Origin of the sequence: Mesotoga infera (genome assembly GCA_011045915.1) — a bacterium.
Lineage (GTDB): Bacteria > Thermotogota > Thermotogae > Petrotogales > Kosmotogaceae > Mesotoga > Mesotoga infera_D.
Genome location: DSBT01000063.1, coordinates 1 through 2,184, shown reverse-complemented (window position 1 = coordinate 2,184; position 2,184 = coordinate 1). Strand labels below are relative to the sequence as shown.

The 2,184-nt window shown below is 40.7% G+C and carries 2 protein-coding genes; one reads left to right on the top strand and one right to left on the bottom strand.

From position 1 onward, the window contains the following. Positions 1 to 534: 534 nt before the first annotated feature. A complete protein-coding gene (locus ENN47_02190) occupies positions 535 to 1,362 on the top strand; it encodes an alpha-1,2-fucosyltransferase (protein ID HDP76998.1) in 828 nt (275 codons plus the stop codon). Positions 1,363 to 1,607: 245 nt separating this feature from the next. Here ENN47_02190 and ENN47_02185 read toward each other — a convergent pair. Then, on the bottom strand, positions 1,608 to 2,184 hold a 577-nt coding region (locus tag ENN47_02185; GenBank protein HDP76997.1), incomplete at its 5' end, for an NAD-dependent epimerase/dehydratase family protein.

Below are 2,184 nucleotides of genomic sequence, written 5' to 3'. Positions count from 1 at the left end.
GCTATTCTGGGGAGAAATCGGAGGAATTCGGAGCAATTTCGAGGGTGTTCCTGGTCAAAATCCACATATTGTGAGTCAACTACTACTCTCTTGAATATGACGACCTCTTTAACAGGAAGAAGGAGTAGTTTTTCAGGAAGCCCTAAATAATACTCGGTGACCGTTGCTCGATAGACTCAGTGCTATGCTCACTCATGATATTATTCTCATAGAAGTAAATGGCGAAACGAGCTGGAACTCACGCCAAGATTATTCCTAAACAATTGTTCTGCATCATTTAGAATCCTATGACTTCAGCTCGATGAAGCCGCTCTCTGAAATCAACTGATGAATGAAACTGCTAACTGATATTCATGGGTATAGAGGGACAATCGGCTTTGGTTGCTTGACATTCTTTGGTTCTTCAAGAGCTCGTAAGAAGCAACATCAATATACTCCATGCTAGAGCTGATTCTGTGAGTGAGTTGTCTTTATCAGGAACCGGGTGGTGTGACTGTGCATGTGGTTTGGTTTGGCGGAGGACTAGGTAACCAAATGTTCCAATATTGTCTCTACTGCTTTCTTAAAAAGCATAATAAGGAAGTGAAAGCTGACTGCACTCAGTACTCGACAACGCCAATGCATAATGGATTTGAGCTTGAAAAATTGTTTGATTTGGATATTGTTCATGCTAATCAAGACCTCATTTCAAAGTTAACTGGTGGGAAAGGACTAAGCCCAACAAAAATCTTTTGGAAGCTATTCAAGAAATCACGAGTGTACTTCGAAGAGAAAGTACCATTTTCTTATGACCCAGATGTTTTGAAAGGGAACGAGTGTTACTTAAAGGGCTACTGGCAGAACACACAGTATCTTGATCCTTGTACAGAAGATTTAAGAAATGATTTCACTTTCCCCGCTTTCAGTTCTGACAAGAACAAACGTTTAGCCGTCGAAGTCGCTGAAACAGAATCCGTAAGCGTTCACTTTAGGAGAGGAGACTTTCTAAGAGGCAGCAATTTGAGATTGTTCGGAGACATATGCAATGATCAATACTATCTTCGAGCAATTCATACTATCAAAAATAGGGTGATTGAACCAGTCTTCTATGTTTTTTGCGACGATCCTGAATGGGCCAAGAACAGCTTTACTAATGCTCACTTCACAGTAATTGACTGGAACTTGGGCTCTAGTAGTTTCAGAGATATGCAGCTTATGAGCCTCTGCAAACATAACATCATATCAAACAGTACCTTCAGCTGGTGGGCTGCTTGGCTAAACAGAAACTCAAACAAGACTGTAATTGCTCCTGAAAGAATGGTGAACAAAGACCTTGATTTCTCTGGTATGTTTCCAAGTGACTGGATCCGATTACGGGGATGAGAAACGACTCATTACTCTTCATTCTTTGAAGTCAACAATGCAATTAGCAAAATTAGTGAAGGGCATTATCAGGTGAAGCTCTGAGTTTTTCGGAACTCTTCTGGCAAATGATAATTATTGAGATCCTATTCCTACTGAATTCCTGGATAGGTACTAATAGACGTTCAATAGAAAGTAACTCAAGCTGTTACTATCAATGATAGGAACTGGCTCTCGAAAATCAATTCGACGATTATCTTAGTCAATTAATGGGGAGTTTTGCTAAACCACTCACAAGTTCTCTTTAGTCCGTTCAGCAGCTTTGTCTTATGACTCCATCCAGCTTCATGAATCCTAGATACATCCAGCAGTTTCCTTGGTGTTCCGTCTGGTTTGGAGGTATCGAACCTGAGTTCTCCACTGTAGCCTACTACTTCGCCAATAAGCTCTGCTAGTTCTTTTATTGTTACGTCTTCTCCTGTTCCAACGTTGAAGAAGTCATTTCCTGAATAATTCTTCATTAGAAAGAGGCAGGCGTCTGCGAGATCATCCACATACAGGAACTCTCTTCTTGGAGAACCCGTTCCCCATACTTTGACATAAGGAGCATCGTTTATCTTTGCTTCGTGAAACTTTCGGATCAGAGCAGGTAACACATGACTTGTATTTAGATCGAAATTGTCGTTTGGACCATATAGATTCGTGGGCATCACGCTTATAAAATTCGTGCCATACTGTTTGTTGAAGTACTGACACATCTTCAGTCCAGATATCTTTGCAAGCGCATATGGTTCGTTTGTCTCTTCAAGATATCCAGAGAGTAGATACTCTTCCTTTATTGGT

Bases quoted from the DNA above. Each gene is read 5' to 3' on its own strand.
- ENN47_02190 (HDP76998.1), top strand. From the start codon at position 535: ATGTTCCAATATTGTCTCTACTGCTTTCTTAAAAAGCATAATAAGGAA.